General features: G+C 42.8%; 25 protein-coding genes and 1 other annotated feature. Of the genes, 22 read left to right on the top strand and 3 right to left on the bottom strand.

Annotation, left to right across the window (positions count from 1 at the left end):
• Window positions 1-11 precede the first annotated feature (11 nt).
• From lrgB to QR42_RS12760, 5 genes are all read left to right on the top strand, one after another.
• On the top strand, window positions 12-707 hold the full coding sequence (gene lrgB, locus QR42_RS12780) for an antiholin-like protein LrgB (RefSeq protein ID WP_024425719.1): 696 nt from the start codon (window positions 12-14) through the stop codon (window positions 705-707).
• A 128-nt stretch (window positions 708-835) separates the two neighbouring features.
• Window positions 836-967, top strand: a sequence feature (ribosomal protein L20 leader region).
• Window positions 968-1,038: 71 nt separating this feature from the next.
• The gene (infC, locus tag QR42_RS12775) at window positions 1,039-1,554 is read left to right on the top strand and encodes a translation initiation factor IF-3 (RefSeq protein WP_024425720.1); all 516 of its coding nucleotides are present in this window, start codon (window positions 1,039-1,041) and stop codon (window positions 1,552-1,554) included.
• A 24-nt stretch (window positions 1,555-1,578) separates the two neighbouring features.
• Window positions 1,579-1,779, top strand: a complete 201-nt coding sequence (rpmI, locus tag QR42_RS12770) for a 50S ribosomal protein L35 (RefSeq protein WP_003216324.1) — start codon at window positions 1,579-1,581, stop codon at window positions 1,777-1,779.
• Between the two features lie 31 nt (window positions 1,780-1,810).
• Complete coding sequence (gene rplT / locus QR42_RS12765) at window positions 1,811-2,170, top strand: 50S ribosomal protein L20 (protein WP_007501659.1); 360 nt, start codon at window positions 1,811-1,813, stop codon at window positions 2,168-2,170.
• 63 nt (window positions 2,171-2,233) lie between these two features.
• Window positions 2,234-2,500 (top strand): DUF1294 domain-containing protein, encoded by a 267-nt coding sequence (locus QR42_RS12760; protein ID WP_039180532.1) that lies wholly within the window; start codon window positions 2,234-2,236, stop codon window positions 2,498-2,500.
• Window positions 2,501-2,517: 17 nt separating this feature from the next.
• On the opposite strand, the gene QR42_RS12755 is transcribed toward QR42_RS12760, so the two are convergent.
• A complete protein-coding gene (locus QR42_RS12755; RefSeq protein ID WP_024426127.1) occupies window positions 2,518-2,922 on the bottom strand; it encodes a hypothetical protein in 405 nt (134 codons plus the stop codon).
• A 179-nt stretch (window positions 2,923-3,101) separates the two neighbouring features.
• Between QR42_RS12755 and QR42_RS12750 the strand changes: the two genes are divergently transcribed.
• Both QR42_RS12750 and cstA read left to right on the top strand, forming a co-directional pair.
• Window positions 3,102-4,190 carry a M42 family metallopeptidase gene (locus QR42_RS12750; RefSeq protein WP_039180527.1) on the top strand — a complete coding sequence of 363 codons (1,089 nt, stop codon included), beginning with the start codon at window positions 3,102-3,104 and terminating at the stop codon, window positions 4,188-4,190.
• Window positions 4,191-4,536: 346 nt separating this feature from the next.
• Window positions 4,537-6,333, top strand: coding sequence for a carbon starvation protein CstA (gene cstA / locus QR42_RS12745; RefSeq protein WP_039180524.1), 1,797 nt, complete (start codon window positions 4,537-4,539; stop codon window positions 6,331-6,333).
• Window positions 6,334-6,375: 42 nt separating this feature from the next.
• Here the strand turns inward: cstA and sspI are convergent, their stop codons facing one another.
• Window positions 6,376-6,597: a small acid-soluble spore protein SspI gene (gene sspI, locus QR42_RS12740; protein ID WP_024425725.1), complete on the bottom strand. Its 222-nt coding sequence runs from the start codon at window positions 6,595-6,597 to the stop codon at window positions 6,376-6,378.
• A gap of 113 nt (window positions 6,598-6,710) precedes the next feature.
• Between sspI and QR42_RS12735 the strand changes: the two genes are divergently transcribed.
• The 3 genes from QR42_RS12735 (at window position 6,711) to pheT (ending at window position 11,300) form a co-directional block, all read left to right on the top strand.
• Window positions 6,711-7,454, top strand: a complete 744-nt coding sequence (locus QR42_RS12735) for a TrmH family RNA methyltransferase (protein ID WP_039180522.1) — start codon at window positions 6,711-6,713, stop codon at window positions 7,452-7,454.
• Between the two features lie 381 nt (window positions 7,455-7,835).
• Window positions 7,836-8,870: a phenylalanine--tRNA ligase subunit alpha gene (gene pheS, locus QR42_RS12730; protein WP_039180518.1), complete on the top strand. Its 1,035-nt coding sequence runs from the start codon at window positions 7,836-7,838 to the stop codon at window positions 8,868-8,870.
• Between the two features lie 15 nt (window positions 8,871-8,885).
• Window positions 8,886-11,300, top strand: coding sequence for a phenylalanine--tRNA ligase subunit beta (pheT, locus tag QR42_RS12725; protein WP_039180515.1), 2,415 nt, complete (start codon window positions 8,886-8,888; stop codon window positions 11,298-11,300).
• 36 nt (window positions 11,301-11,336) lie between these two features.
• Here pheT and rnhC read toward each other — a convergent pair whose 3' ends face one another.
• Window positions 11,337-12,260 carry a ribonuclease HIII gene (gene rnhC / locus QR42_RS12720; protein WP_039180512.1) on the bottom strand — a complete coding sequence of 308 codons (924 nt, stop codon included), beginning with the start codon at window positions 12,258-12,260 and terminating at the stop codon, window positions 11,337-11,339.
• Between the two features lie 134 nt (window positions 12,261-12,394).
• On the opposite strand from rnhC, the gene zapA reads away from it, so the two are divergent.
• From zapA to QR42_RS12660, 12 genes are all read left to right on the top strand, one after another.
• Window positions 12,395-12,652: a cell division protein ZapA gene (zapA, locus tag QR42_RS12715; RefSeq protein ID WP_012010831.1), complete on the top strand. Its 258-nt coding sequence runs from the start codon at window positions 12,395-12,397 to the stop codon at window positions 12,650-12,652.
• Between the two features lie 7 nt (window positions 12,653-12,659).
• Window positions 12,660-13,193, top strand: coding sequence for a CvpA family protein (locus tag QR42_RS12710; protein WP_024423226.1), 534 nt, complete (start codon window positions 12,660-12,662; stop codon window positions 13,191-13,193).
• A gap of 114 nt (window positions 13,194-13,307) precedes the next feature.
• A complete protein-coding gene (gene polX, locus QR42_RS12705; RefSeq protein WP_039180509.1) occupies window positions 13,308-15,020 on the top strand; it encodes a DNA polymerase/3'-5' exonuclease PolX in 1,713 nt (570 codons plus the stop codon).
• Between the two features lie 21 nt (window positions 15,021-15,041).
• Window positions 15,042-17,399 (top strand): endonuclease MutS2, encoded by a 2,358-nt coding sequence (locus tag QR42_RS12700; RefSeq protein ID WP_039183248.1) that lies wholly within the window; start codon window positions 15,042-15,044, stop codon window positions 17,397-17,399.
• A gap of 14 nt (window positions 17,400-17,413) precedes the next feature.
• The gene (locus QR42_RS12695) at window positions 17,414-17,818 is read left to right on the top strand and encodes a DUF350 domain-containing protein (RefSeq protein ID WP_008345990.1); all 405 of its coding nucleotides are present in this window, start codon (window positions 17,414-17,416) and stop codon (window positions 17,816-17,818) included.
• Window positions 17,819-17,980: 162 nt separating this feature from the next.
• Entirely contained in the window at window positions 17,981-18,436 is a 456-nt protein-coding gene (locus tag QR42_RS12690; protein WP_039180505.1) for an immunity 63 family protein, read from the top strand.
• Between the two features lie 99 nt (window positions 18,437-18,535).
• The gene (locus QR42_RS12685; protein WP_039180502.1) at window positions 18,536-20,254 is read left to right on the top strand and encodes an AMP-binding protein; all 1,719 of its coding nucleotides are present in this window, start codon (window positions 18,536-18,538) and stop codon (window positions 20,252-20,254) included.
• Between the two features lie 168 nt (window positions 20,255-20,422).
• Entirely contained in the window at window positions 20,423-21,007 is a 585-nt protein-coding gene (locus QR42_RS12680) for a fatty acid metabolism transcriptional regulator FadR (protein WP_039180499.1), read from the top strand.
• 26 nt (window positions 21,008-21,033) lie between these two features.
• On the top strand, window positions 21,034-21,813 hold the full coding sequence (locus tag QR42_RS12675) for an enoyl-CoA hydratase (protein WP_039180497.1): 780 nt from the start codon (window positions 21,034-21,036) through the stop codon (window positions 21,811-21,813).
• Window positions 21,814-21,844: 31 nt separating this feature from the next.
• Window positions 21,845-22,618, top strand: a complete 774-nt coding sequence (locus QR42_RS12670; protein ID WP_039180495.1) for an electron transfer flavoprotein subunit beta/FixA family protein — start codon at window positions 21,845-21,847, stop codon at window positions 22,616-22,618.
• A gap of 43 nt (window positions 22,619-22,661) precedes the next feature.
• Window positions 22,662-23,639: an electron transfer flavoprotein subunit alpha/FixB family protein gene (locus QR42_RS12665; protein WP_039180492.1), complete on the top strand. Its 978-nt coding sequence runs from the start codon at window positions 22,662-22,664 to the stop codon at window positions 23,637-23,639.
• Between the two features lie 75 nt (window positions 23,640-23,714).
• Entirely contained in the window at window positions 23,715-25,193 is a 1,479-nt protein-coding gene (locus tag QR42_RS12660) for an alpha-N-arabinofuranosidase (protein WP_039180490.1), read from the top strand.
• Window positions 25,194-25,364 lie beyond the last annotated feature (171 nt).

Here is a 25,364-nt window from a genome sequence, read left to right as displayed (position 1 = left end):
AGAGATGCAAAATGGGTACAAGTACAATGAGTCCTTATTTTGGCATTGTCGTCTCATTAGTCGCTTTTGGAATAGGGACATTTTTATTTAAAAAATCAAAAGGTTTCTTCTTGTTCACCCCGCTGTTTGTGGCGATGGTACTGGGCATTTTATTTTTGAAAGTTGGCGGTTTTTCCTACGCAGATTATAATGAGGGCGGCAAGATTATCAAATTTTTCTTAGAGCCTGCCACGATTGCTTTCGCTATCCCGCTTTATAAGCAGAGAGCCTTGCTTAAAAAATATTGGTGGCAAATTTTATCCGCTATTTTTGTAGGTTCACTTTGTTCCATTACGATCGTATATCTCGTCGCAAAAGGAATTCATTTAGATGCGGCTGTGATGAAAAGCATGCTTCCACAAGCAGCGACAACAGCGATTGCTCTCCCGATTGCAAAGGATATTGGCGGAATCGCAGATATCACAGCCTTTGCGGTCATATTTAATGCCGTCATTGTCTATGCACTAGGTGCCTTCTTCTTAAAATTGTTCCGCATTAAAAACCCAGTGGCAAAAGGTCTTGCACTTGGTACATCAGGACATGCGCTTGGGGTTTCTGTTGGAATTGAGATGGGAGAAGTAGAAGCAGCTATGGCAAGTATCGCCGTTGTGGTCGTAGGAGTTGTGACCGTTATCGTCATCCCAATCTTTATGCAATTGATTCTTTGATGGCGTCATTGTGTGAAAAAGTCTTGCCCAATTCGTCTCATCATGTTACACTGAAAAAGTTATTTCAAGAGTTCGGTTACTTGACGGACAAATGAAAATTGTGTAGAATAGTTAACGAATTGAATAGATATCACAAGCAGAAGCACCCGCTTCTCACCTGATTGACACATGTTTGTAGTTGACAGGTTGACCGTACATTTATTTTTTCATGCAAATGTTCGCAGTGTGGGTGTTTTATATGCCCACACTTTTTGTTTGCCTGTAAAACATACAACGAAATGGTCAAAATGAATTGTGAACTCAATTCAAAATCTCATGGAGGTGGCTCACTATTAGCAAAGATCAATTAGTTAATGAAGGTATTCGTGCGCGTGAAGTTCGTTTGATCGGACAAAATGGCGATCAGCTTGGGATTAAAACCCGCCAGGAAGCTCTGGAAATTGCTGCTAAAGCTAATCTTGACCTTGTGTTAGTTGCTGCAAATGCAAAACCACCTGTTTGCCGAATCATGGACTATGGTAAGTTCCGATTCGAACAGCAGAAGAAGGAAAAAGAGGCACGTAAGAATCAAAAAATCATTAGCTTAAAAGAAGTTCGGTTGAGCCCGACAATCGATGAACATGATTTTAACACGAAGCTCCGTAATGCAATCAAATTCCTTGAAAAGGGAGATAAAGTGAAAGCTTCTATCCGCTTTAAAGGCCGTGCGATTACGCATAAAGAAATCGGACAGCGCGTGTTAGACCGTTTCTCTGAAGCTTGCGCTGAAGTAGCAACAGTAGAAACAAAACCTAAGATGGACGGACGCAGCATGTTCCTCATGCTTGCACCAAAAGTCGAAAAGTAAAGTAACAGAGGGAGGAAACATCCAATGCCAAAAATGAAAACTCACCGCGGATCTGCTAAACGTTTCAAAAAAACAGGTTCTGGTAAACTTAAACGTTCTCATGCGTACACAAGTCACTTGTTCGCTAACAAATCTACAAAGCAAAAACGTAAATTGCGTAAGAGCGCAATCGTAAGTGCTGGAGATTTCAAACGTATCAAACAACAACTTGCAAACATCAAGTAATTTGGAATAGGAATCATAGGAGGGAATTACAATGCCAAGAGTAAAAGGCGGAACTGTGTCGCGTCAGCGTCGTAAAAAGGTTCTTAAATTAGCAAAAGGTTATTTCGGTTCAAAACATAGATTATACAAAGTAGCAAACCAACAGGTGATGAAATCTGGAAACTACGCTTTCCGTGACCGTCGTCAGAAAAAACGTGACTTCCGTAAACTATGGATCACTCGTATCAACGCTGCAGCTCGTATGAACGGTCTTTCTTACAGCCGTTTAATGCATGGCTTAAAGCTTTCTGGTATCGAAGTAAACCGCAAAATGCTTGCTGACCTTGCTGTGAATGACCTAAATGCATTCAATCAGCTTGCTGATGCTGCAAAAGCACAACTAGACAAGTAAGTTTTATAAAAGATCATTCCTTTGAGGGGTGATCTTTTTTTCTCATCATGTGAGGTGAAATGAATGAATATGGCTTTGATCCTGCTGCTTATTTTAGTGAATGGCTACGGCTTTTTTCTCATGGGTGAGGACAAACGCCGGGCCAAAGCACATAAATGGAGAATTTCAGAGGCGCATTTATGGAGTGCTGCGGTGCTTTTTGGCGCCGCTGGATCGTATCTGGGAATGCAGTATTTCCGGCATAAAACAAAGCATCCTGCCTTTCAAATCGGCATGCCTGTATTAATGATTTTGCAGTTGATTCTATTGGGCTATATCCAAGTTACTTGAAAAAGGAGCAGACGCCATCAGGACGGCGTGTCTGCTCCTTTTTTTTGTTTGATTTTTTTAATGGGCTGATCCCAATCAATTTTGGTTTGAGGATAACGCTCGATAATGTTTTCCTCTAGTTTTTCAAAGTCTTCTAATGTAAATTCACTCAGCTTCTCAGGTGACTCCGTCCAAACGTAAATGGAGTGGACAAACAGAGGATGATCCTTAGAAGGAACATGCTTCTCCCCTTCAAACAAGACACCTTTATAGACGAAATTAAAGTTTTTGCGCGCGTTTTGCTGTTCGTCCATAAAATAAAAGCCTTCTTTTAATTGTGCTTGTTTCAGCTTTCTTCTCGGATTTGAGAAGAATTTTACCGCCATGTAGAAGATGTAGACAAGCAGTGCAACAAGAGCTAGTCTCATGAGGATTACAAACATGACAGGATGCACCTCCAATACCGTTATCTGATGTACTACGAATGAAAACGCCAAAAGGTTTCAACTTTTTTTAAAAAAATATTTCGTAAAACGAAAAAATATTCATAAAAAGATCGTATTGAACGAAAGAGGTTTTGTATAATAAGAATGCACCATGAAGATAAAGGAGGATAAATGGAATGACAAAGCTAGATCAAACATTAACTATGCTGAAAGACCTAACGGATGCAAAAGGGATCCCAGGAAATGAACGTGATGTCAAAAAAGTCATGCAGACATACATAGAATCATATGCAGATGAAGTCTCTACAGACCGCCTTGGCAGCTTGATTGCTAAAAAGGAAGGAAACGCAAACGGGCCTAAAATTATGCTCGCAGGTCACTTAGATGAAGTAGGGTTCATGGTGACAAAAATTGATGACAAAGGCTACATTCGTTTTCAAACAGTCGGCGGCTGGTGGTCACAGGTCATGCTCGCTCAGCGTGTCACCATTGTAACGAAAAAGGGAGAGATTACAGGGGTCATTGGTTCTAAACCACCACACGTCTTGTCACCTGAAGCTCGCAAAAAGTCAATTGAGATTACGGATATGTTTATTGATATTGGGGCGTCAAGCAAAGAACAGGCAATGGAGTGGGGTGTGCTGCCTGGAGATCAAATCGTTCCTTACTTTGAGTTTACAGTCATGAATGATGAAAAAATGCTCCTTGCAAAAGCGTGGGACAACCGCATTGGATGTGCCGCGGCAATTGATGTCATGAAAAACTTACACAACGCTCAGCATGAGAATATTGCTTACAGCGTCGCAACTGTCCAAGAGGAAGTAGGCCTGCGCGGAGCCAAAACAGCAGCGGCTACGATTCAGCCTGATATTGGATTTGCCATTGATGTAGGTGTGGCAGGAGATACACCAGGCATCACTGAGAAAGAAGCAACAAGCAAACTTGGCAAAGGCCCAACGATTGTTGTCTTTGATGCTTCAATGGTCTCTCATAAAGGACTTCGTGATTTTGTTGTCCAAACTGCGGATGAGCTGAACATTCCTTATCAATATGACTCAATGCCTGGCGGCGGGACAGATGCTGGCGGTATTCATTTAACGGGTCATGGTGTTCCATCACTATCTATCGGGATTCCGAGCAGATATATTCATACCCATGCTGCAATGATTCACCGAGATGATTATGAAAATGCAGTGAAGCTTTTAACTGAAGTGATCAAAAGACTTGATCAAAAAACCGTCGAACAAATTACGTACGGTTCATAAGTAAGGAAGCCTTTCCTCAGCAGGGGAAAGGCTTTTTTTATTGAATTTCCCAGGAAATGAACGGTGTTTTTTTAAGATGCGCCAAAAGAACTATTTATGGCAAAAGAAGAGAATATTTCCTAGTGAATAAGGCACGTGTGATCAAGCGTTTATTTTTGTAAGATGAAAGCAATAAAAAGGACAGAGCCATAGAATGCCCTGCCAAAAGAGAGTTTATGGAAGTAGGTGAAGCTACCTTAAGAATAAACATATTATTCTTATTTGTCAACTTGGTTTTAAAAGAAAGAAAAATCAATCAATTTATGTTATATTTGTAACAAATTGTTTATACAAAGGGGATGGTTAAATGAATGCGGTTACAATTGTAATAGGATCTATGTGTATTTTAGCGATTGCCTATCGTCTTTATGGCACATTTATGATGGTCAAGGTATTAAAAGTCACAGATGATCATCCTACACCGGCTCACCTACTAGAGGACGGGAAAGATTATGTGCCGACAAACAAATGGGTTACATTTGGGCATCACTTTGCTGCGATTGCAGCTGCTGGTCCGTTAGTGGGTCCGATATTAGCCGCTCAATTTGGGTATTTACCTGGTCTCCTTTGGCTTTTAATTGGTGCAGTCATAGGCGGAGCTGTACATGATCTAGTCGTCTTATTTGCGTCGATGCGAAAAAAGGGGAAATCATTATCAGAGGTAGCGAAGGAAGAGCTGGGACCTGTTGCAGGGTTTTGTACAGGGCTTGCGATGCTGTTTATTATTACAATCACAATGGCAGGTTTGTCTATGGTTGTGCTTCATGCTTTAGAACGAAACCCTTGGGGGACATTTGCAGTTGGAATCACGATTCCGATTGCGATGGGAGTTGGTCTGTATTATAAAAAAACAGGCAATTTAAAGCTGGCGACATCTGCGGGATTTATTTTGCTGATGTTTGGTGTATTCCTTGGTCCAAATATTCAAGGAACGGCACTAGGTGATTTTTTAACACTTGATACAAAAACGCTTGCTCTTGCCCTGCCGATCTATGCCTTTTTTGCTGCGGCTCTGCCAGTTTGGCTGCTGCTTGCACCGAGGGACTATTTAAGTAGTTTTATGAAAATTGGTGTATTCATTGCGCTGATTGCCGGCATCTTTGTGGTGAATCCGTCCATTCAATTCCCGGCGTTTACAGAGTTTGTGAACGGAGGAGGACCTGTATTAGCTGGTCCTGTCTGGCCATTTATTTCGATTACCATTGCTTGCGGTGCCATTTCTGGTTTCCACGCATTTGTTGGTTCAGGGACAACACCTAAGATGCTGGACCGCTGGAGTGATATGAAGCCTGTTGCGTTTGGTGCAATGCTGGTCGAATGCTTAGTTGGGATTATGGCTTTAATTGCGGCTACGGCCCTGCATCCAGGAGATTATTTTGCGATAAACAGTACGCCAGAAGTCTTCCGGACACTCGGTATGAGCGTTGAAAACCTTCCGCAGCTGAGTAAGGAAATCGGCCTTGATTTAGAAGGAAGAACGGGTGGTGCCGTAACATTAGCGGTAGGGATGGCGTATATCTTTACGGGAATTCCGTTCTTTAGTCATTTGGCTTCTTACTTCTTCCAGTTTGTCATTATGTTTGAGGCTGTTTTTATTTTAACGGCTATTGATGCGGGGACACGTGTGGCACGCTATTTGATTCAAGACTTCTTAGGTGAAGCATATAAACCGCTTAAACGAACTGACTGGGTACCTGGTTCGGTGTTTGCAAGTGCGCTTGCTTGTTTTATGTGGGGATACTTACTTTACTCAGGTGACATCGGGTCTATTTGGGCGCTGTTTGGGGTTTCAAACCAGTTAATGGCTTCGGTTGGATTGATCATTGGGGCGACGGTTGTATTAAAAATTGCAGATAAAAGACGTTATATGCTGACTTGTTTAATTCCGCTTGCTTACTTATATGTGACGGTGAATTATGCAGGCTATTGGATGGTAGCGAATGTATATCTCAATCCTGAAGCATCCGGCTATAGTGTGCTGAATGCGGTGCTTTCGATCATCATGCTGATCTTAGGGTTTGTGATTATTGTGTTTGCAATTAAAAAATGGGTTGAAATCTGGCGTGATCCAGCGCTTCGAATGGAAACGCCTATCACTGGCTAAATGAAAAAGGCCGGCTTGCTTTTATAAGCAAACCGGCTTCTTTTATTGCTGCTGCTGAGGCTTTAAGCCTTGCTCTAGTGTTTCAAGGATCTCATTTTTTTCGTTTTCTGATGCCTCTTGCCATAGCACCTCAAACAACACGCCAAGACCTGGCAGCATTTTTTCCTCGCCGCTTTGAATAGCATCTAAAATCGTATGTTCAAGCTGTTCTTGATTATGGCCAGTAATGTTTTGAATGACTGCGCCTCTTAAATTAAAATCCATTGCCCACACTCCTTTTTTGATGGTAATAGCCCTATTCTGTCTCAAAGACAGGTTTATTATGTAGTGTGCATGAGATATAATAAATTCATGATAATTAAAGGAGTTAACGTCGCTTGAAATATATAGAATCAGCTAAAAACACAAACATTAAACAGTGGAAAAAGCTCCATACGAAAAAAGAAAGAACGAAAACGGGGCTGTTTCTCGTTGAGGGAATACACTTAGTCGAAGAAGCATTAAAGAGCGGGATCGTGAAGGAATTAATGGTCACTTCGCCCGATATGCTTCCTCCTCATATCCAGCCTGACATTGAGCTTTATGAACTGAGCGAAGAGGCCTTTTCTGCCATGACAGAAACAGAAACGCCTCAGCACATTGCCGCTGTCTGTACAGTTCCTGTTTTTGAAGAAAAGAAGGTTGAACGGCTTCTTTTATTAGACGCAGTGCAGGATCCGGGGAATTTAGGCACACTCATTCGAACAGCAGATGCGGCTGGTCTTGATGCTGTGATCTTAGGAGAAGGAACAGTTGATGCGTTTAACGGAAAAACGCTCCGATCCGCACAAGGGTCTCATTTCCACCTGCCTATCTTAAAGCAATCCCTTCAACAGGCAATCATGGAACTGAAAGAACGAGGCTTACCTGTATACGGCAGTGCCTTAAAAGATGCGAAAGAGTATAAAAGCGTAACGGCAGAAGGCCCATTTGCTTTAATTGTTGGAAATGAAGGAGCTGGTATTGATCCAGAGATTCTGCAAATGACAGACCAAAATTTATATGTACCAATGTATGGGCAGGCAGAATCATTAAATGTAGCTGTTGCAGCAGCTGTTCTTGTCTATCATTTGCGTGGATAATGTTGCAACATGCGTTCATTTTCACTATAATAAAACTAATATTTTAAAAACCATGATAGAGGAAGATTGTTTCAAGAAGCAGCCTTATAGGGAGAATGCATCGTAGACTGAAAGTGCATTTAAGGAAAGCTGAAACAGGAATTCACCTCTGGAGTTGTCACCGGGACCGCAGGCGTTGCTTTGCGTAAAGGTGAACCGGATTCGTTTGATTCCGTTATGTCAATGAAGCTTATTCGCACATGCATTTGTGCTTAACAAGGGTGGTACCGCGACCACAACTCGTCCCTTCTTTTATGGAGGGACGGGTTTTTTTATTGTCTTCAAACGATCAAACAGCCGTTTATCCGAGCGGTTTTGTATATCAAAAGGAGGATTACACTCATGCAAGAAACGTTAAAACAGCTTGAAACAGAGGCGATAGCGAAGGTTGAAGCAGCTAGCTCGCTCAAAGAGGTCAATGACATTCGGGTTCAATATTTAGGGAAAAAAGGACCGATTACAGAAGTGCTTCGCGGAATGGGCAAGCTCTCCGCGGAAGAAAGACCGAAAATGGGTGCACTCGCAAATGAAGTAAGAGAGCAGATTGCTGGTGCCATTGCTGAAAAAAATGAACAGCTGGAAGCAGAAGAAGTAAAGAAGAAACTTGCTTCTCAAACGATCGATGTTACTTTGCCGGCAAGTCCAATCAAAATGGGGGCAAGACATCCATTAACGATAGTTGTCGAAGACATTGAAGATTTATTTATCGGAATGGGCTATACCGTTGAGGAAGGTCCTGAAGTGGAAACGGATTACTATAACTTTGAAGCACTGAATCTTCCAAAGGAGCATCCGGCACGTGATATGCAGGACAGCTTCTATATTACGGAAGATACACTGATGAGAACACAAACATCACCAGTTCAAGCACGTACACTTGAGAAATATAAAGGACAAGGTCCTGTGAAGATCATCTGTCCTGGGAAAGTATATAGACGTGACAGTGATGATGCGACTCATTCACATCAATTTATGCAAATTGAAGGGCTTGTCGTCGATCACAATATTAGCATGAGTGATCTAAAAGGAACGCTGGAGACAGTCGCAAGAAAAATGTTTGGAGAAGATCGTGAAATTAGACTGCGTCCAAGCTTTTTCCCATTCACAGAACCGTCTGTTGAAGTCGATGTGTCTTGCTTTAAATGCGGCGGGAAGGGCTGCTCTGTATGTAAAGGAACAGGCTGGATCGAGATTTTAGGTGCAGGAATGGTTCATCCGAATGTCCTGAAAATGAGCGGATTTGATCCAGAAACTTACCAAGGCTTTGCTTTTGGAATGGGTGTGGAACGGATTGCGATGCTGAAATACGGCATTGACGATATTCGTCATTTCTACACAAATGACATTAGATTCACAAAGCAATTCAAGCAGGACTAAGAGGAGGAAATCAACATGTTTGTTTCATATAAATGGTTAGAAGACTATGTCGATTTAGAAGGCATCAAGCCGGATGAATTAGCAGAAAAAATCACAAGAAGCGGAATTGAAGTGGAAGCCGTTGAATATAAAGGTGAAGGCATCAAAGGGGTTGTCGTTGGACACGTCATTGAACGTGAACAGCATCCGAATGCAGATAAATTAAACAAATGTCTTGTTGATATCGGCGAAGACGCACCGGTGCAAATTATTTGCGGGGCTCCGAATGTGGAGAAAGGACAGCATGTGGCCGTCGCAACAGTTGGTGCAGTCCTTCCTGGCAACTTCAAAATTAAAAAAGCAAAATTGCGCGGTGAAGAGTCTCATGGCATGATTTGTTCTCTGCAAGAATTAGGTGTAGAGAGCAAGCTCGTACCAAAAGAATATGCAGAAGGTATTTTTGTTTTCCCGAATGACGTGAAACCAGGGGATGATGCCCTTCAAGCACTTCAATTAGATGATGCGGTACTTGAGCTTGGCTTAACACCAAACCGTGCCGATGCCCTGAATATGCTAGGTGTCGCTTATGAGGTTGCGGCCATTTTAGGAAGAGACATCAAGCTTCCTGATACAGCACATGACACTTCTTCCGAAAAAGCAGCAGACTATATTTCTGTTAAAATTGAGGATCAAGAAGCGAATCCACTTTATGCAGCAAAGATCATTAAAAATGTAAAGGTTGGACCAGCACCGCTTTGGATGCAAACAAGATTGATGAATGCAGGCATTCGTCCAATTAACAACGTCGTGGATATTACAAATTTTGTACTGCTTGAATACGGCCAGCCGCTTCATGCCTTTGATTATGACCGCTTTGGTTCAAAACAGGTGGTCGTTCGTAAAGCAACTGATAGCGAAATCATTCAAACACTCGATGAACAAGAGCGTACATTGTCATCAAAGCATCTTGTCATTACGAATGGAACGAAAGCGCACGCGGTAGCAGGCGTCATGGGCGGCTTTGAATCAGAGGTGCGTGATGAGACGACGACGATTCTTTTAGAAGCGGCATATTTCAACGGTCAAACAGTCCGTCAAGCATCTAGAGACTTAGGACTTCGCAGTGAATCAAGCACACGATTTGAAAAAGGACTCGATCCGCAGCGTACGAAGCCGGCAGCAGAAAGAGCAGCTCAATTGATCAGCATGTATGCAGGCGGCGAAGTGCTAAACGGTACAGTTGAGGAAAATCACCTTGAAGCAAGTATGAATGTCATCCACGTATCAACTGAGCGTGTGAACAAGGTGCTTGGAATGAACATTTCAAAAGAAGATATGATTCAGATTTTCAACAAACTAGGCTTCACAGTGGGCGAATCAAATGATGTTCTTGTCGTAACAGTTCCTTCCCGCAGAATGGATATTACGATTGAAGAAGACCTCATTGAAGAAGTCGCAAGATTATACGGCTACGATAATATTCCATCTACACTGCCTGCAACAGCTGGCACGGTTGGCGGTCTCACGCCATACCAAGTGAAGCGCAGAAAGGTAAGACGTTTCTTAGAGGGCGCAGGACTTTCTCAAGCGATTACGTATTCATTGACGAATCAGCATAAGTCCACAGCTTTTGCCTTGCATCCCGCTTATGAAACGAGGCTTTCTCTGCCAATGAGTGAGGAACGCAGTGTGCTGAGACAAAGTCTTTTGCCAAACTTACTTGATTCTGTAGCATATAACTTGGCAAGACAAGCCGATTCATTTGGATTTTATGAAACGGGATCTGTTTTCTTAGCAGAAGCTGAAGGAGCAAAACCAGTGGAAAAAGAACATGTCGCTGGTGCGCTGACAGGCTTATGGCATAAAAATCTTTGGCAGGGCGAGAAAAAAGCCGTCGATTTTTATGTAGCGAAAGGAATTGCTGAAGGATTGTTCGAAAAGCTTGGTGTGTCAGACCAAATCACATATGTTCAAGCAGAGCGTGAGGGTCTTCACCCAGGGCGAACAGCAGATGTTCACTTAAATGGCAAAGTCATTGGCTTTGTTGCCGCACTGCATCCAGTTGTTGAAAAAGAATTGGATTTAAAAGAAACGTATGTGTTCGAGTTTGATTTAACAGATGTGATGACATCTGAAACGAAGGATATGAAATATACAGCGATTCCGAGATTCCCTGCTGTGACAAGAGATATCGCACTTGTTGTCGATCAGCATATCTCAAGCGGACAGCTGGAGCGAGTCATCTATGAAGCAGGTGGTCATCTACTCACAGACCTCTCTGTATTTGATGTGTACGAAGGGGAACATATGGAAGAAGGCAAAAAATCTGTTGCATTCTCTCTTCAATATTTAAACCCTGAACAAACGTTGACTGAGGAAGAAGTCACAGCTGTTCATACAAAAGTATTGAAAGCACTAGAAGATACGTATCAAGCCGTCTTACGCGGTTAAAGAAAAAAGCTAAGGCCTCATGGGCCCTAGCTTTTTTTATAGCATTTTTTTCGCTTTTTGTGTGTTGGCAAAATGCAGCTTTGTAAATTGACGTAAAGCATCTTCACCATGCAGCTTGATGAGCTTGGCGGCGGCCTTGTCTACATGAGGGCCGGCTCCTTTTGGGATGTCAAAGCCTGCAGCCTTTGATAACTTGTCCATTTCAATTAAAAAGGCGTACCTTGCGATAATGGAAGCCGCAGCGACTGACAAATGGATGCCTTCTGCTTTTGTGCTAAAATACGTCCGCTCCCGAATGATTTTTTTCCCAGCCAGATGCCTGAAATAAATGCCTGGTTCTGCAAACTGGTCAATCAAAATAGCCTCAGGCTGCTGTCCGCCCAGTTTTTCTAGCACAGAGGTAATGACTTGGTTATGAAGCAGTGCCTTCATTTTTCCTTGACTCATGCCCTTTTCCTGCATCGTATTGTACTTTTCATTTCGGAGAACGAGAAGGCTGAACGGAATGGTTTTGATGAGATCCTTGGCAATGTTAATAATTTGAGGGTCCTTTAATCCCTTTGAGTCTTTTACGCCAAGCTCTTTCATTAAAGCAAGCTGGCTGGCATCAACATAGGCCGCACAGACTGTGATCGGTCCAAAATAATCACCTGTACCTACTTCGTCTGAACCGATGACCGACATGGAAGCGATGCCGGGCGGCGGACTGTATTTTGTAACAGCAGGTGCTTTTTGACTTTTCGTATCAGCTGCTTGCATGTGGCTGAACTGACTGGCTTCAGCTTCTGCCTTTTGTCCTTGAAAGAGCACTTTCCCAGATCGATAGGCTGTAATCGTACAGCCAGGGACTTTTGCTTGAAAGAGGGCACCTGGCGGCAAAGTGTCTGTTAAATGGTGCGCATACGCGCTCTTCATCTTTTTGAGGTCTTCTGATGTTGCTTTTAAAACGGATTGGGGCACAGTGGATAACTCCTTTTTACCTTGATATCATTGATTTCTAAAGTGTACCATAACAGGGAAGGGCTCGTCTTTCCATTCAATGTCTAAACATGTTATGATAGAGACTAGGATTCTCGTGGAATGGAGGAGAAACGTTGTCTGACGGCGGTAAAACGAAAACAACAGTTGAGATTTACGGACAGTCCTATACGATCATCGGACAAGAAACGAAGATGCATATGCGACATGTTGCGTCAATTGTTGATGATAAAATGAGAGAAATAAACGAAAAAAATCCATACCTTGATATAAACAAATTAGCTGTACTGACAGCAGTCAATGTCGTCCACGACTACTTGAAATTAAAAGAGCAATACGAAAAATTAGAGATTCAGCTAAAAGAAAAGGAATGAAATTACCGTGATCGATATCATCATTTTGTTTTTGCTTCTTATGGGAACGCTTGTCGGTCTAAAACGCGGGTTTATTCTTCAATTTATTAAATTGATCAGCTTTGTTGTTTCTATCTTAGTGGCTTCCATGTTTTATCAGTCACTTGCACCACAGCTTACGTGGATTCCAGCACCTAATTTTAGCGGCGGTCAACCGCAGCTTGCTTTCTTTAGTGGAAATCTAGAAACAGCTTATTATAATACCATTGCGTTTATCATTCTGTTTATCTTGACCAAAATCCTGCTCGCCATCATTGGCGGATTGCTCACAACCATTGCAAGTATACCTGTGATTAAACAGGTGAACAAACTGCTTGGCGGTGTTTTAGGATTTCTTGAAACCTATTTATTTGTGTTTATTCTATTGTTTGTCGCTGCATTACTACCAGTAGATGCACTGCAGACAATGATGAGCAAATCAATGTTAGCAGATGTGATCGTAAACAACACCCCTTACCTGTCCGGTCTTGTCAAAGACCTATGGTCGACGTATGGAGTTTAAAAACTTCTCCTTTCCTGGAGAAGTTTTTTCTCATTCCATGACAGAAAGTTGTAGGATGAAGGGAAAGTTTGTATATTTATATAGGAAGATGCCAAAGCGGCTGGAGGATGAGAGATGAATAAAAAAGATATTATCAAACTTCTTGAAACAATTGCAGTATATATGGAGCTAAAAGGAGATAACCCTTTTAAAATTTCTGCCTTTCGTAAAGCAGCGGCGGCACTGGAACAAGACGACCGCAGCCTTTCGCAAATAGATGATCTATTAGCATTACCCGGCATTGGAAAAGGAACCTTTGCTGTGATCACAGAGTATATCGAAAAAGGACAATCAGAAACACTCGAACAATTAAAAAAGGAAGTGCCTGAAGGACTTGTTCCGCTCTTAAAATTGCAAGGACTTGGCGGGAAGAAGATTGCTAAGCTTTACCAAGAGCTTGGTGTCCATGATGCACAATCATTAAAAGAAGCATGCGAAGCGGAAAAAGTACAAGCGCTTGCAGGCTTCGGTAAAAAAACCGAAGAAAAGATACTCGCCGCTCTTGAGGAGGCTGGAAAACAGCCAGAACGACTGCCAATTGGCTTTGCATTAGATGTGGCAGAGCGGATTGATCATGCGCTTGAACAGATGAAGGGGATTCTTCGTTTTTCAAGAGCTGGCAGTTTAAGACGTGCACGGGAAACAGTCAAAGATTTAGATTATATCATCGCGACTGACAATCCTGAACAAGTCAGAGAGCAGCTCGTTGCACTTCAAGATGTCAAAGACGTCATCGCAAGCGGTGATACGAAGGTATCTGTCATTCTTGCCCTTGATTTTGAGATCAGTGTAGATTTCCGGCTTGTGACAACAGACCAATTTGCAACAACGCTGCATCATTTCACTGGCTCAAAAGACCACAATATTCGAATGCGTCAGCTGGCGAAGGAACGCGGAGAGCGTATTAGTGAATATGGTGTGGAAACAATTGAAACTGGAGAAGTAAAAACGTTCGAAGACGAGGCCGCTTTTTATGCGCATTTTCAACTTCCGCTCATTCCGCCAGAAATTCGTGAAACCGGAGCGGAGATTGATACGTATAAAGAAAGTATGCAATTTGTCGAGCTAAAAGATATTAAAGGCGACCTTCATATGCACTCAACTTGGAGTGACGGCGCATTTTCTATTCGTGAAATGGCAGAGGCATGTATCGCAAAAGGCTATGAATACATGGCGATTACAGATCACTCGCAATATTTAAAAGTAGCAAACGGTTTAACAAAAGAACGTTTACGTCTGCAAGCAAAAGAAATTGACAAGCTCAATCAAGAATTCGAGCATTTTCACATTTTCAAAGGGGTCGAAATGGATATTCTCCCGGATGGATCATTAGATTATGATGATGACTTTTTAGCAGACATGGATTTTGTGATTGCGTCTATCCATTCTAGCTTTTCTCAGCCGGAGGAAGTCATCATGGAGCGCCTTGAAAATGCCCTGCGGAATCAGCATGTAGATTTAATTGCACATCCAACAGGCCGTTTGATCGGCAGACGAGACGGCTATGCCTTAAATATAGATCAGCTCATAGAGCTTGCGAAGAAAACGGGAACTGCACTAGAGCTCAACAGCAACCCGTCAAGACTTGATTTGAAAACAGAGCATTTAATGAAAGCAAACGAAGCAGGTGTGAACATCATGATCAATACAGATGCGCACAATATCACCATGCTGGATCATATGGAAGTTGGTGTAACAGCTGCAAGAAAAGGCTGGACACCAAAAGCAAATGTCGTGAATACTTTTTCTCTAAACGAGATCAAAAAGTTTTTAACGCGTGACAGGTAGTCGTTAGGAGGCTGGACCATGCTGCAACAAAAAGTGTTAGCATCATTAGAATTTCATAAAGTAAAAGAAAAAGTCATGTCCTATACCGCATCCTCATTAGGAAAAGAAAGAGCGCAGGATTTAACTCCGCTGACGGATATCGAAACCATTCAGCATTTGCTGGAAGAGGTAGCAGAAGCACAGGATGTCATCCGTTTAAAGGGATCTGCGCCATTTGGCGGGCTAACGGATATTAGACGCGGGGTCAAACGGGCAGAAATCGGCAGTACATTAAGCCCATCTGAGCTCATGGAAATTGCAGCGCTATTATACACTGCGAAAAATATGAAGTACTTTCTCACGTCCCTGTATGAAGATGGTGTAGATATACCACGCCTTCATACATATGCAGAGACGCTGATATTACTGCCCGAAGTCAGAAAAGAAATCGAAAGCTGTATCGGTGATAATGGAGAAGTGCTTGATCATGCAACTCCGGCGCTACGAACAATACGTACGCAATTACGTTCATTAGAATCAAAAGTTCGAGATAAATTAGAATCCATGATTCGTTCACAATCTGCTTCAAAAATGCTGTCAGACACGATTGTTACCATTCGTAATGACCGGTTTGTGATTCCGGTAAAGCAGGAGTACCGCTCGAATTACGGCGGAATTGTTCACGATCAGTCATCATCTGGGGCAACCCTTTTTATCGAGCCGCAAGTGGTCGTGGATTTAAATAACACTTTGCAGCAAACCCGTTTAAAAGAAAAACAAGAGGTCGAAAAGATCCTGCAAATGCTGACAGCGAGCGTGTCAGAACACATTGAAGAACTGCTTCACAATGTAAAGGAGCTTCAAACGCTAGATTTTATTTTTGCTAAAGCCAAGTATGCAAAGGCAGAAAAAGCCACAAAGCCTGCTGTGAACGATCAAGGGGAGATTTATTTAAAACGGGCAAGACATCCTTTATTGCCTCGTGATCAGGTTGTGGCAAACGACATTGAGCTCGGTAAAGATTTTTCAACCATCGTCATTACTGGTCCAAATACAGGGGGTAAGACCGTTACTTTAAAAACGCTTGGTCTTTTGACGCTGATGACGCAGGCAGGCCTTCATATTCCAGTTGAAGAAGGCTCGGAAGTAGCTGTATTCGACCAAGTCTTTGCTGATATTGGAGATGAACAGTCCATTGAGCAAAGCTTGAGTACGTTCTCATCTCATATGGTCAATATTGTGGATATCTTAAAGAATTTGACATCTAACTCACTCGTGTTATTTGATGAATTAGGGGCAGGAACAGACCCTGCTGAAGGTGCCGCGCTGGCCATGAGTATCTTAGACGAGGTGCATCAAACAAATGCACGCGTCATCGCAACAACTCACTATCCTGAGCTGAAGGCTTACGGATATAACCGAGAAGGTGTCACAAATGCGAGCGTGGAGTTTGACATTGAAACCTTATCACCAACGTACCGATTGCTCATCGGTGTACCTGGACGAAGTAATGCATTTGAAATTTCTAAACGTCTTGGTTTGCCAGATCACCTCATTGACCGGGCAAAAGCGGATATGCATGCTGAGCATAATGAAGTAGACCAAATGATTGCTTCATTAGAAGACAGCAAGAAACAAGCGGAAGAAGAGCTGCATGAGACAGAAGTCTATAGAAAAGAAGCAGAAAAGCTTCATAAAGAATTGCAGAGACAAATTCTTGAATGGAATGAGCAAAAGGACAAACTGCTTGAAGAAGCTGAACAAAAAGCGGCAGAAAAAATTGAACAAGCCTCAAAAGAAGCAGAAGACATCATTCAAGAGCTTCGTTCGATAAAAAATGAGCATCGCTCATTCAAAGAGCATGAACTCATCGATGCGAGAAAGCGTCTTGAAGATGCAGTGCCTGAGTTTGACCGGAAGAAAAAGCCAGAGCCGGTGAAAAAAGCAGCAAGACAGCTAAAATCAGGCGACGAAGTGAAAGTGCTCACCTTCGGGCAAAAAGGAACGCTGCTTGAACAAACAGGTGACAAAGAATGGAGTGTCCAAATGGGCATTCTGAAAATGAAAGTAAAAGAAAAAGACATGGAATTTATCAAATCAGCACCTGAATTTAAGCAGGAGAAAGCCATTACGGCAGTCAAAGGAAAAGACTATCATGTATCGCTTGAGCTCGACTTAAGGGGAGAGCGTTATGAAAATGCCTTAAGCAGAGTCGAGAAATATTTAGATGATGCTGTCTTAGCTGGTTATCCGCGTGTGTCGATCATTCACGGAAAAGGAACTGGCGCCCTTAGAAAAGGGGTTCAGGAATTACTGAAACAGCACCGAAATGTGAAAAATGCTCGTTTTGGGGAACAAGGCGAGGGAGGATCAGGCGTTACCATCGTCGAATTAAAGTAAAAAGGAGAAAACGCATGAAAGCCTTTTGGGAAAATGAACTTGTGGAAATTGCCGCCTATTACAGCGTGGCCGTTCTATGTCTTGTCTTATTTCTAACCATTTTTGAACTCGTCACCTCCTATAAAAACTGGGAAGAGATTCAGCGTGGGAACTTAGCTGTTGCCATGGCAACAGGCGGAAAGATCTTTGGGATTGCGAATGTGTTTCAGCATTCTATTGCACAGCACAATTCCCTTCTGCAAATGATTGGATGGGGCGTATACGGCTTTGTGATGCTGCTTGTCAGCTATTTCATTTTTGAATTTTTAACACCACGATTTAAAGTAGACAAAGAGATTGAGAATGATAATAGAGCGGTCGGGTTTATTTCACTCATTATTTCAGTTGGGCTGTCTTACGTAGTAGCAGCCGGCATTTAAGGAGACGACATGGAAAAGCTAGCAAAAGTTTTAATCATAGTTGCCTGCACTTTTGCGGTCATTGGTGCCGTTTACATGTTCCTGTGAAATGAAAAAGACAAAGTGAGAAAGCTGTCAGGGGTCCCTTGGCAGCTTTTATCTCACCCGAAGGCGGCGAATCACATGAAGCAAATTCTGCAAAAAGACGAAATCATAAAGCGCATTGATACATGTCTCCAAATGACATCCCTGCCAAGAGACATATATGAACCGTATATTGCACGCCCATTTCAAACGACTGGATTTTTTGATGATTTGAGCCCTTATGTTCAAATCGATCCGAGCGGCTATATCCTCATTCAATATGAACGAGGAATCCAAATGCTGCATAAAAGAACAAAAGAAGCGGATGAAGTCATTTACTGGATTTTAGAAGACACGATCTTTCTCACAGTCTACATCGACATGATGAGGCAGTATCAAGTCGACAACATCCAGACGCATTTACCTAATGATCCGAGTATCCATCAACAGATCGTGGAGAGAGTAAATGAGTCATTCCGTGCAATCGGTGGATTATATGAACAGTGGCATCATGAAGGAAAAAGAGCATCGATCGAAACACCAGCGAAGAAATAAAGAGGTCATGGAACCAAGCTCTATTTGAAAAAAGCAAACTGCCTTAAGGAAAAGTTTGCTATAATAAAATAGTACGAAAGTTCAGGAAGGAGGGTTTTTATGCAGTCAGATAAACGTTGGCTTCTGCATTACCCGAATCAAATTCCCCACGAACTCACCATCCCAAATGAGACGTTACAATCTTACTTATTCAGCTCCGCAGAGGCTGCACCTGAGCATACAGCCATTCATTTTCTAGGAAAAAACATCACCTATGAACAGCTCCAAGAAGACGCATTGAAACTAGCTGGTCACCTGATGGAAATTGGCGTGAAAAAAGGCGACAGAGTAGCGATCATGCTGCCAAACTGTCCTCAATCGGTCATTTCTTATTATGCTGTTTTAATTGCAGGCGGCATCGTTGTTCAAACGAACCCGCTTTATACGGAGAAAGAACTGGCATATCAAATGGAGGACAGCGGCTCTAAAGTGCTGATTACATTGGATTTATTGTATCCAAAGGCCTATAAAATGAAAGCGCTGACAAGTGTGGAACACTTGATCATCACCAAACTACAGGATTATTTACCATTTCCAAAAAACATTCTGTTTCCTATCGTCCAAAAAAGAAAAAATAAAATGGTCATCCAAGTCGAGAAAAGTGATAGCATTCATCACTTCTCACAAATCATGAAAGAATCATCAGGAGAACAAATCCCGCAGCTTGCCATTGAACCGAAAGAGGATGTCGCTGTTTTGCAATATACAGGTGGAACGACCGGTTTACCAAAAGGGGTCATGCTTACGCATGAAAACATTTTAGCGAATACTGAAATGTGCGCTTCTTGGATGTATAAAACGACAAGAGGAAAAGAACGAATCCTCGGCATTATTCCGTTTTTTCATGTATACGGAATGACGACCGTATTAAATCTTGCTGTCAAAGAAGGGCATTCAATGATTCTCCTTCCTCGATTTGACGCAGCTGATACCCTCAAAACGATTGAAAAACAGAAACCGACACTCTTTCCAGGTGCACCAACCATGTATATCGCCTTGCTGCATCATCCGAACATTGAAAAGTATGACCTGTCGTCCATCACTGCATGTTTAAGCGGCTCGGCGGCTCTTCCTGTTGAAGTCAAACAGAACTTCGAAAAATTAACAGGAGGGCGTTTAGTGGAGGGGTATGGTCTATCCGAAACCTCACCAGTGACCCATTCTAACTTTTTATGGGGAGCGAACAAAACAGGCAGCATTGGCTGTCCGTGGCCTGGTACAGACGCAGGTATTTATTGTGAGGAAACGGGTGGCCTCAAAGAGCCATATGAGCACGGAGAAATTATCGTCAAAGGACCGCAGGTTATGAAAGGATATTGGAATCAGCCAGAGGAGACAGCAGCTGTATTAAGGGATGGATGGTTTTTCACCGGAGATATTGGGTATATGGATGAGGACGGTTTTTTCTATATCGTTGACCGGAAAAAGGATGTCATTATTGCGAGCGGTTATAATATTTACCCAAGAGAGGTCGAAGAAGCCCTTTATGAGCATGAGCTTGTCCAAGAAGTTGTTGTCGCAGGTATACCAGACCCTTATAGAGGAGAAACAGTAAAAGCATTTGTTGTGCCGAAAAAGGATGCTTATTTAACAGAGGATGAACTCGATCGCTTTGTGAGAACGAGAATTGCTTCATTTAAAGTACCGCGCGTGTATGAATTTAAAGAGTCACTGCCTAAAACGGCCGTCGGAAAAATTTTGCGCAGAGTTTTAATTGAAGAAGAAAAAAGAAAGCACGCTTCATCATCTGAAACAGCTGTTGATCAGTTAAAGAAATAACGACCTTTATCATCCGGTCGAGCGGCCGGATGATTTGAATGATAACAGCCTGCTCTGGTATGATAAAGGTTGAAAAGAAAGAAGAAGATCTCTTGACAAATCACCCGTTTCTTTTTAACATAAAGTTATGAATGAATGCTCATTCAATTTAGAAAGGGACGAAGCACATTGAAGCAGAAAAGACCGAAGTACATGCAAATTATTGATGCAGCAGTTGTGGTGATTGCAGAGAATGGCTATCATCAATCACAAGTTTCAAAGATTGCGAAACAAGCAGGGGTCGCAGACGGAACCATTTATCTTTATTTCAAAAACAAAGAGGATATTCTCATCTCATTGTTCAAAGAAAAAATGGGACAATTCATCGAACGGATGGAAACAGATATTCAAAAGAAGCCGTCTGCCAAAGAAAAGCTTCTACTGTTGATTGAGGAGCATTTTCGCATGCTGGCGCAAAATCATCATTTGGCTCTTGTGACACAGCTTGAACTCAGGCAGTCAAACCTTGAGCTGCGGCAAAAAATCAATGAAGTGCTAAAAGGGTATTTAAATATGCTCGAGTCAATTTTAACAGAAGGAAAGAAAACAGGAGAATTCAGACAAAATTTAGATGTCCGCTTAGCGAGACAAATGGTATTTGGGACGATTGATGAAACCGCAACAACATGGGTCATGAATGATCAAAAGTATGATCTGCCTGCACTCGCAGAAAATGTACATGATCTGCTGTTAAGCGGAATACATCAATCCTAAAGACAATGTGAAAAAGGATGATTGACATGGAAAAGATACTCAGCTTACATCATGAAGGACAGACAGCGCTCATCACGATTCAGAACCCACCTGCAAATGCCTTATCCTCTCAGCTGCTCACTGAGCTTAATGACATGTTCGATGAGCTGGAACAGAATGAAGAAGTAAGAGCGATTGTGATTCACGGAGAAGGCAGATTCTTCTCAGCAGGTGCTGATATTAAAGAATTTACCACTTTACAGGAAGAGTCTGATTATGCAAGCCTCGCAGATAGAGGACAGCAAGTTTTTGAACGGATTGAACAATGTCCAAAACCAGTCATTGCCTCGATTCACGGGGCAGCATTAGGCGGAGGCCTTGAGCTTGCCATGTCTTGTGATATCCGAATCGCAACAAAAGATGCGAAGCTTGGACTTCCAGAACTAAACCTCGGCATTATTCCAGGATTCGGCGGCACGCAGCGCCTCCCGCGCTACGTTGGTTCTGCTAAAGCGCTTGAAATGATGGGAACAGCTGAACCGATTACAGGTGAAGAAGCATTTGCCTGCGGACTTGTTACAAAACTGGCAGAAACAGAGGAAGAAGCGCTCGAAGCGGCTAAAACACTTGCGGGGAAATTTGCAGCGAAAAGCCCAAAATCACTTGAATATGTGCTTGATTTATTGAACGCAACAAAATTGTATTCATATGACGGCGGAATGAAGCTGGAAGCCAAAAAGTTTGGTGAGGTTTTCCAATCAAATGACGCCAAAGAAGGCATCCAGGCCTTTATCGAAAAGCGCAAACCGAACTTTAAAGGGGAATAAGGGATAAGTACGACACAAGGGGGAGAAATAAATGAATATATTTGTTTTGATGAAGCGTACGTTTGACACGGAAGAGAAAATTTCTATTCAGTCTGGTGCAATTCAAGAAGATGGAGCAGAGTTCATTATTAATCCTTATGACGAGTATGCCATTGAAGAAGCCATTCAGCTTCGCGATGAGCACGGGGGAGAAGTGACCGTTGTGACAGTAGGCGGTGAGGATGCGGAGAAACAGCTGAGAACAGCGCTTGCAATGGGCTGTGACAGGGCCGTCTTATTAAACGTGGAAGATGACTTAGAAGAGTGGGACCAATATTCAGCTTCTACCATTCTTTATCACTATTTAAAAGACAAAGAGGCTTCCTTGATCTTAGCAGGGAATGTAGCAATTGACGGCGGCTCTGGACAGGTAGCCCCGCGTCTTGCTGAATTACTCGGCTTTTCATATGTGACAACGATAACAAGCATTCAAATTGATGGCGGCTCTGCGTCGATTGAACGAGATGTAGAGGGTGATGTGGAAGTCATTTCTACCGAACTACCGCTAGTCGTCACAGCTCAGCAAGGACTCAATGAGCCTCGCTATCCATCATTACCAGGCATTATGAAGGCAAAGAAAAAGCCTTTAGAAGAATTGGAACTTGATGATTTAGATCTGGACGAAGACGATGTACCATATAAAATCAAAACAATTGAACGTTTCTTACCGGAGAAAAAAGAGGGTGGCAAGGTGCTGAGCGGCGAGCTTCAGGATCAAGTCAAAGAACTGACAGATCTACTCAGAAATGAAGCAAAAGTCATCTAAACATCCACTTTACGATATCACGAGAACAAGGGGGAGCTTGAAGATGAGTAAAAAAGTTGTTGTACTTGGAGAAAGTCGTGACGGTAAATTAAGAAATGTGACATTTGAAGCCATTGCTGCCGCTCACAAAGTGGCAGATGGCGGTGAGGTCATTGGCGTGTTAATAGGGGATGACGTCAAAAGCCTAGCGGATGAACTGCTTTACTATGGAGCGGATCATGTCATGATTGTGGAGCATCCGCACCTTTCATATTATACGTCAGATGGTTTTGCGCAGGCGCTTCAAGCCATATTAGATCAGGTCGATCCAGATGCTGTGCTCTTTGGCCATACGTCTATTGGAAAAGACTTGTCACCGAAAATAGCCGCACGTCTCCAGACTGGCTTGATTTCAGATGCGATCGATGTAAGCGTTACCGGCGAACATCTTGTTTTCACTAGACCGATTTACTCTGGAAAAGCCTTCGAAAAAGTCATTTCCACAGACCGCCTGTTACTAGCGACCATCCGGCCAAACAACGTGGCGCCATTTGAGCGGGATACGTCACGAGGCGGAGAAGTCACACCAGTTTCAGTCGATATTCAAAACCTTCGGACGATCGTGAAGGAAGTCATTAAAAAAACGTCAGAAGGTGTAGATTTATCGGAAGCAAAGGTCATTGTTGCCGGAGGGCGCGGGGTTAAGAGCAAGGAAGGCTTTGAACCGCTGAATGAACTCGCTGAGACGCTCGGGGCAGCAGTCGGAGCCTCGCGCGGAGCTTGTGACGCTGACTATTGTGATTATGCCCTGCAAATTGGTCAAACGGGAAAAGTCGTCACACCCGACCTTTATATTGCATGCGGGATATCAGGAGCGATTCAGCATTTAGCGGGAATGTCTAACAGTAAAGTCATTGTAGCTATCAACAAAGACCCAGAAGCAGAAATCTTCAAAATCGCCGATTACGGAATCGTCGGTGACTTGTTTGAAGTGGTACCGCTTTTAAATGAAGAGTTAAAAAAGATGAATATCCACTCGTAACGCTCATACACTCAGAATCCCTAGGTATTCTGGGTTTTTTTGTATGTAATCAAGAAGAAAAGGAGCGGTTGACAAGTGAAGGGGACAGTAAAAGTCAATGACGTGATCGGACGCATTTCTAAACACATTTATGGGCACTTTCAAGAGCATTTAGGAAGAGGGATTTATGACGGGATTTGGGTAGGAAAAGACTCAGAGATTGACCATATTGACGGGATTCGTACCGATGTGCTGAAGGCGCTTCAAGCATTACATATTCCGGTGCTGAGGTGGCCGGGGGGCTGTTTCGCAGACGAGTATCACTGGGCAAATGGTGTAGGTGATCTCAGTGAACGAAAGCCGATGGTCAATACCCATTGGGGTGGTACAGTTGAATCCAATGCATTTGGTACGCATGAATTCATGGCATTGTGTGAGCTGCTTGAATGTGAGCCATACATTTGCGGCAATGTGGGAAGCGGGTCTGTTCAAGAATTAGCCGATTGGGTCGAATACATGACATTTCCAAAAGGGACACCTATGTCCGACTGGCGCATTCAAAATGGAAAACAAGAACCTTGGCAGCTGACCTATGTTGGTGTAGGCAATGAAAGCTGGGGCTGCGGCGGGAATATGACGCCTGAATACTATGCAGATTTATATAAACGCTATCAAACGTACGTAAGAGAATTTGCCGGGCAGCGTATTTATAAAATCGCCTGCGGCGCGAACTCTAATGACGTGAATTGGACGAAAGTATTGATGGAGCGGGCTGCACCGTGGATGGATGGGCTCAGTTTACATTATTACACCGTACCTGGTACATGGGAGAAGAAAGGATCAGCGACTGAATTCGACGAGGATGAATGGTTTATCACGCTGAAAAAAGCCTATGAGATGGAACGGCTTGTCGAGGACCATGGAGAAATCATGGATCGTTATGACCCAGACAAGCGAATTGGGATGATTATTGATGAATGGGGGACATGGTATGACCCAGAGCCAGGGACAAATCCTGGGTTTTTATATCAGCAAAACACACTAAGAGATGCCCTTGTATCCGCCCTCCATTTTCATATTTTTCATCGCCATTGTCAGAGGATTCATATGGCAAATATCGCTCAGACGGTCAATGTGCTGCAAGCGATGGTATTAACAAAGGACGAAAAGATGCTTCTGACGCCTACGTATCATGTGTTTCACATGTTTCAAGTGCATCAAGAGGAAGAAGCGCTTGAAGTGGAGTTCGTTTCACCGCCGTATGAACGAAAAGGTGAAAAAATTCCTCAGGTCAGTGTGTCAGCCTCACGTTCATCAGGGAAGATGCATATTAGCTACTGTCACCTGAATCCGCATGAACAAAAAGAGGTATCCCTTGCCATTGAAGGGGTTGATGCACAAACGAAAGTCACTGGACGTGTGCTGACGGCTGATCGCATGAATGCGCATAATACATTTGATGATCCTCATTCTGTTCAGCCAAAAGACTTTCAGCAAATGACTGTAAATCCCGGGGAATTAACGGTAGAGCTGCCGCCAATGTCAGTAGTCATGATAACTGTCGACCTCGCTTGATTGCATATTTCAATGTTTGATGAGAAGAATGTTGGGGCATCATACATTGTAAATGAAGTGGAAAGGGTGTCATGTCATATGCTTAGAACCATTCTAATGATCATCGGTGCGATTGTTGTTATTGGTGCGATTATACGGTTTGTTTTTTAATTCATTTCCTAAAAAATGATT

The organism is Bacillus sp. WP8, assembly GCF_000800825.1.
GTDB lineage: Bacteria > Bacillota > Bacilli > Bacillales > Bacillaceae > Bacillus > Bacillus safensis.
The sequence above is the reverse complement of the archived record's forward strand: the minus strand, read 5'-3'. Positions and strand labels throughout refer to the sequence as shown.